This window comes from Thalassospira sp. UBA1131, assembly GCF_002311515.1.
In the GTDB taxonomy this organism is placed as follows: domain Bacteria; phylum Pseudomonadota; class Alphaproteobacteria; order Rhodospirillales; family Thalassospiraceae; genus Thalassospira.
Genome location: NZ_DCAO01000128.1, coordinates 1 through 5,986 on the forward strand (window position 1 = coordinate 1; position 5,986 = coordinate 5,986).

General features: G+C 56.6%; 4 protein-coding genes. All 4 read right to left on the reverse strand.

From position 1 onward, the window contains the following. Nucleotides 1–129: 129 nt before the first annotated feature. Entirely contained in the window at nt 130–2,040 is a 1,911-nt protein-coding gene (locus B3Z49_RS21025; protein WP_296994567.1) for an autotransporter outer membrane beta-barrel domain-containing protein, read from the reverse strand. Between the two features lie 121 nt (nt 2,041–2,161). Beyond that, a complete protein-coding gene (locus B3Z49_RS21030) occupies nt 2,162–2,923 on the reverse strand; it encodes a transporter (protein WP_296994570.1) in 762 nt (253 codons plus the stop codon). A gap of 178 nt (nt 2,924–3,101) precedes the next feature. After that, nucleotides 3,102–4,112, reverse strand: coding sequence for a formylglycine-generating enzyme family protein (locus B3Z49_RS21035; protein WP_296994573.1), 1,011 nt, complete (start codon nt 4,110–4,112; stop codon nt 3,102–3,104). 1 nt (nt 4,113) lies between these two features. Then, entirely contained in the window at nt 4,114–5,700 is a 1,587-nt protein-coding gene (locus tag B3Z49_RS21040) for an arylsulfatase (protein ID WP_296994576.1), read from the reverse strand. Nucleotides 5,701–5,986: the final 286 nt, after the last annotated feature.

Consider the following 5,986-nt stretch of genomic DNA (forward strand, 5'->3'; position numbering starts at 1 on the left):
GCCGGTCAGCAGCACGGACACGCCAAAACCGGCCGCGATGATTGCCAACTGATATTGCATCCGCGCGCACTATCAAGTTGATCCGGTGCCCGTCACCCTATCCCGGGTGGCGGGCATTTTTTGTCGCCGTCAAAAGGCAAAGGATACCCGTGCCTTTGCCTCCCAGATATCAAGCCCGTTCTGCCCGATACTGAGATACCCGGCCCCGACGTCAAAGGCGATCCGGTCCTCATAGAAAAACCGCATCCCGCCGCGGATGGTGCCGGTCACGGGCGATGTGTCTTCAAGTCGCAGATCACCTGACAGGATCTTGCCGTCATTGGGGCGATCGAGTGCGATATGCAGCCCAAGCTCGCCATAGGGCATCCCAAGAAGATCGTCACCCAGATCGACATACCGGCTGGCCTCGCCTGACAGTTCCGCCGAACCATAGCCAAAATGATCCGAGCCGATATTGACCGTCACCGGTATGGTGTTGATCGTACCGCTCAGATCATAGTCTTCGACAAAGGTTTCGGCATAGGAAAGGCCAAGGCGCGGGCGCAAGAACCATTCTTCATAACGATACTGCCCGTTGATCGCGGCCGCGGCGGAAAGTTGATGGGAAAAGTAATTCCCTTCAAGAACGACAACCTCAAGATCGTTTTGCAACAACATATAGCCAAGCGATCCCTGCACCGCCCATTGTGGCGACAACCGATGGGCAAAATACGGCCCGACCGAAAAGCCATAGGCCGCAGTTTCCAGCCCGCCGTCATATCCATCAGACCCGCTGGTTTCAAATGATGCGGAAATACCGGCAACCGTATCCTCGGCAATTTCGCGATCAACCCCGAACAGGAACGAGCCGCTGTAACCTTCGGTATCAAGATTATGGCGACGATCCTCGGCATAAAACCCGCGCGTCTCCGACCAGAAGTTCCACAAGGGTTCACGAATGAAATCGCGCCCCGGGGTCAATGGCACGTCCGACTGTTCAAGCAAGGATGCAACCGTGATCCCCTCATACCCGCCCTGACGGACCAAGGTGCAGGGCGCGGTAAAGATCGCCCCGCTTTCATCGAGATAAAGATATCCATTCCCCTCAAGGATCGCACAGGTACTGTCCGCAAGATATGCGTCAGGGCGCTTGGAAAGCTGCGCATTGGCAACTGTTTCGGGCACGTTTGGCGATGGCGGGGTGATGGCTGGAACCTCTGGCGTAATTGGTTCCGGTGGCAGCACCCCGATGGGTGGTTTCGTGCCGATTGGAAGTTCCGGGGTAATCCCGGTTGGCGGCAAGGTGCCGATCGGGGGCGTTACACCAATCGGGCGCTCCGGCGTGATCGGCTCCGGGGGCAGCACCCCGATCGGCGGTTTTGTGCCGATTGGAAGTTCCGGCGTGATCCCGGTTGGCGGCAAGGTGCCAATGGGCGGCGTGACACCAATCGGGAGTTCCGGTGTAATCAGATCGGGTGGCAGAATGCCGATAGGCGGTTTGACGGCAATCGGAACCTCGGGCGTGATGCCAGTCGGCGGCAGGATACCGATTGGCGGGATCACGGCGATGGGGATTTCCGGTGTGATTGTTTGGGGCGGCAAAATCCCGATCGGGGGCTTGATCGCAACGGGCGGATCAACAACCGTCGGCACCTCGGGTGTCAGAAAATCAGGGAATAATCGTCCAATCGGCGGCAGGTTCACCCCGCCTTTCTGGTTCTGGCTATCAAGCAAACAGCCCCCACCGCTATTGTCATAAAGATGGTGCGTGCCGCCATTGCCGGTCGATACAACATCCGACAATGTAAGATGCAAACCGCGCCGCGCCTGGCTCCAGCTATCCTTGGTTGCCCCTTGTGCATCAAGGCGAAACGCCCCTGAACTGGTCCCTGACAGCCACACTGAATTGGAATTATCGGCTGTTTTCCCGACAAAAATCAGGCCACCATCTGCAGCGCAATTGGCCGCCCGCGCCTCCGACAGCGACGCCGTTGCAAATAACGCCCCAACACCCGCAATCGCCCAATGACCAGCAAACTGGCCAACAACTGACCGTCCCATATCAGCCCCCCCATAATGGTATCCAAGTTGCACGCGCAGCACCTGTCGGTTTGATCCGACTATTTCCCCACAGCATTGATGCTGTTCAAAGCGGTCCCAAAGCTGTCTTGATATCCACCGGTTATTTCGGAAACAGGAATGTCAAAATCAGTCGCGCGCCCCACCCATCGGGCCCCGCATCCGGACTATCGACCCAATAACGTACACCCGCCCCGACACTGATTTTCTGATCGCCGATGCTGGTCAACTTGGAAACGATGCCATTGACCGGCACCGACCATTGTTCGGCCGTCCAGTTATAGGTGCTTTCGGTATTCAGCGCGAAAGTCCATGCATTCGGCGTGGTGTAATTGATAAACGGCTGGAAAAAACTGGCGTTTGTCGCCGAGGCAGCAGACCCTTCGTCCGCGCCCCAGATATGATTGGTCAACATGCCATAGGTCCATGGGCCATCGGCAAACAAACCGACCGCCGTCGGACCAGCGCCCCATTGATCGACACCAAGACTGCTTTCACTGGCGGTTGGCAGTAACAGTGCCGGACCAACACCCCAGATCAGGCCGCTTTCGGTGGGCTCAACCGGCGAGAAGAAGAAGCTTTGAACCGTATCGCCAATACCGGTATCGGTGCCACTATTGCCATTGATATCGTTCTGATGCACCAACGGCAAAATGGTGCGCGAAATCAGGTTCCAGTCATCATTCAGACGCATCGGCATGACCGGTTGCACATTGATCAGGTATTTTTCCCCATCTGCCGATCCATACCCGCTGTCATAATTGCCCTGGAACGGGACGCTGATCAGATTGGCCACCGGATTGGCCAACTGTTTGGCAAGATCGGAATTGTCACTTTGTGCGAACGCCGGGAGCTGCATCAACATGATGGCACCCCCGACCGCACCGGCAAGGACCCGCTGGCGGACGCAAAATTTTAAAAACCTTACGAAAGGCATGGTCTGTTCCTTTCTCAGTTGATGGGGCGCATTTCGCGGCGACAACCGATGCACAGATCAAACAACATTTCCTGACAGCCAAACCGCCGTCAGGCGAAAGGGAGGATCATTGGATATCCCTGACGATGCGAAATCCGATATGGTTGGAACCGATATGCCCCTCGGCCGGTTGTCGGGCCGCCGGACGATAGCGGAGGCAGAAATTTGGCGCACATAACCATGAACCGCCTTTAACAACGGTCATCGGGCCGGTGGCACTGCTGGCAAAACGTACGGCAAGCTTCATAGGCGGGCCGCTTGGGTCCGTCTGGGCACTGGCGGGATGGCCGGGCACCCACCAATCATTGACATGTTCCCAGACATTTCCGGCCATGTCGTAAAGACCATACCCATTTGCCGGAAATTGCCCGACAGGTGCCGTTGCGTGATAACCGTCATCGGCCAGATCGTCCGTCGGGAACTGGCCTTGCCAGCTATTGGCTTTCCAGCCTTGGGCCGGATCATAACTATCCCCCCAGACATAGGCCTTGCGCGACAAGCCACCGCGCGCGGCGAATTCCCATTCGGCTTCGGTCGCAAGCCTGCCACCTACCCATTTGGCATAGGCACGCGCATCTTCGATGGACACCTGTGTTACCGGATGATCATCAAGGCCATCGATGTTGCTTTCGGGTCCGGTTGGATGTTGCCAGTTTGCCCCAGCGACATACCGCCACCAGTTTCCGATATCCCCCATATCCACAGCACCTGCGGGTTGGGCAAAAACCATCGATCCGGGTTGAAGCAGTTCTTCGGGCACACCGGGATAGTCCGCCGGATCAAGCGGCTTTTCAACGGACGTCACATATCCGGTTTCTTCGACAAATTCGCGAAACTGCGCATTGGTGATTTCGGTTCGACTGATCGCAAAGGGAGAAACCGTCACCTGATGGATTTCAGTTTCTTCCCGATAAATGCGGTCTTCCCCCATCAGGAAGGTTCCGCCCGATAGTTCGACAAACTCAGGCAGGTCTGCCGCAAGGGCGGCGGGTACACCCAAAAGGCCTGCAACCGCCAAAGACAGGATCGGGAGATTGCCCCGAAAAATGTATCTCCCAAAGACCGTCAGTCCCGTCATCCTATTGGCGTCCCTTGGCAAGGAATTCCTGCACCATGTTCGACATGTCAAACGAGGCCCCGCCCTGCACAGGGGGATATTCACCAAGCGTCTGGAGATGTTGGTTAATCAGCACACTGACCGGCTGCATGAGCCATGAGACCTTCTGTGCAAGATGACCATAGGAATCAATGCTGCTGTAGCTTTCAAACGGATCCATCCGCAGATTGAACATCATCGGGAAGTTCCGCGGCGTCATGTTGTCGTAGTAATCTTCCTTGAGCGCGAAGTGCATTTTCCACGGCCCGAGACGCACAGCCGTCAACTGGCTTTCGAAGTAATAGAAGATATGATCGCGCGCCGACTGGTCCGTTTCACCCTGCCAGTACGGCAGGTTGTTCACCCCATCAATATACTGATTTTTTTCTTCCATCACGCGCTCGGCAGGGTCTTCGATGCCAGCCGCAACCGCCAGGGAGGTAAACATGTCCTGATGGCCCTGAATGCCGTTCAGGGTTTTGGCTTCGGGCAGATGTCCCGGCCAGCGGATCATGGAAGGCACACGTACCCCGCCTTCATAGGTGGTCATTTTCTCGCCCCGGAACGGGGTGGTCGCGCCATGCGGCCAGGATGCATGCTCAGGCCCATTATCGGTCGAATACCAGACGATGGTGTTTTCAGCCAAACCCTGCGCATCAAGCCAATCAAGCACACCGCCGATATCATGATCATGCTGCAACATGCCGCTGCCGTGATAATCGGCCTCGGATGTATATTCCTCGGCTGCGTAACGCCACTGGTCATTCAGGCGCGTGTAAAGGTGCATACGGCTGGTATTAAGCCAGACAAAGAACGGCTCATTGGCGTCCTTGGCAGCCGTCATGAAATTGATCGCGGCCGGGATGATTTCCGCCCCGTCAAAATCCTTCATCCGTTCCTGGGTGAGTGGACCGGTATCCTGAATGATCTGTTTGCCGACCCGGCCAAAGCGCGGATCGACCGTGCCATTGTCTTCTTCGGTGGCAAAGCTGTGTAACACCCCACGGGTGCCAAAGCGCGCGTCATATTCCTCAAGCGATCCGGCAAACTGCTCGGCAAAGCGTTGATAATCGCGTTGCTCGGCTTCTTCCTGCGTGTTGAGGTGATAAAGATTGCCAAAGAACTCGTCAAAACCGTGAACGGTCGGCAGATGTTCGTTGCGGTCACCCAGATGGTTCTTGCCGAACTGCCCGGTGCGATAACCCTCTTCTTTCAGAAGCTCCGCCAGTGTCGGGCTTTCCTTTTGCAGGCCAAGCACCGCGCCCGGCTGGCCGACCGTCGTCATGCCGGACCGGATCGGATATTGCCCGGTGATAAAGGCCGCACGCCCGGCCGTGCAGCTCGGTTGTGCATAGTGGTCGGTAAACCGAATGCCTTCTTTGGCGATCCGGTCAATATTGGGGGTCGTGTAACCCATGGTGCCCAGCCCATAGGAAGACAGGTTCTGCCAGCCGATGTCATCGCCCCAGATCACAAGGATATTGGGCCTTTCCGCGTCCTGCGCAGATGCTGGAGACCAGGTGAAATTCAGGGAAATCGCCGCCACCGCCGCAACCAGAAACGTCTTCATTATCTGCTCCTATCCTTCGCGCTTTCGCAAGCAATGTCGGCAAGAGAATTTCCGGGGGATCCAATGAAGGCACATCGCACGAAACCCGGGTTGCGCTTAAACCTGTGAGGCTTGCTTTGAGGTACTGATAGTACCCCATAAAAACTTTGGGTTGAATAACTTGTTTGTGAAATGGGACACACATGCGCATCGCCATAAGGAACCGGCCCCTGCAATGCAGGGGGCGGGGAAGGCGGCCCCAAGCAAAATCCTTCCCGGGGGGGGGGGGAGGGGGGGGGGCCCTGTT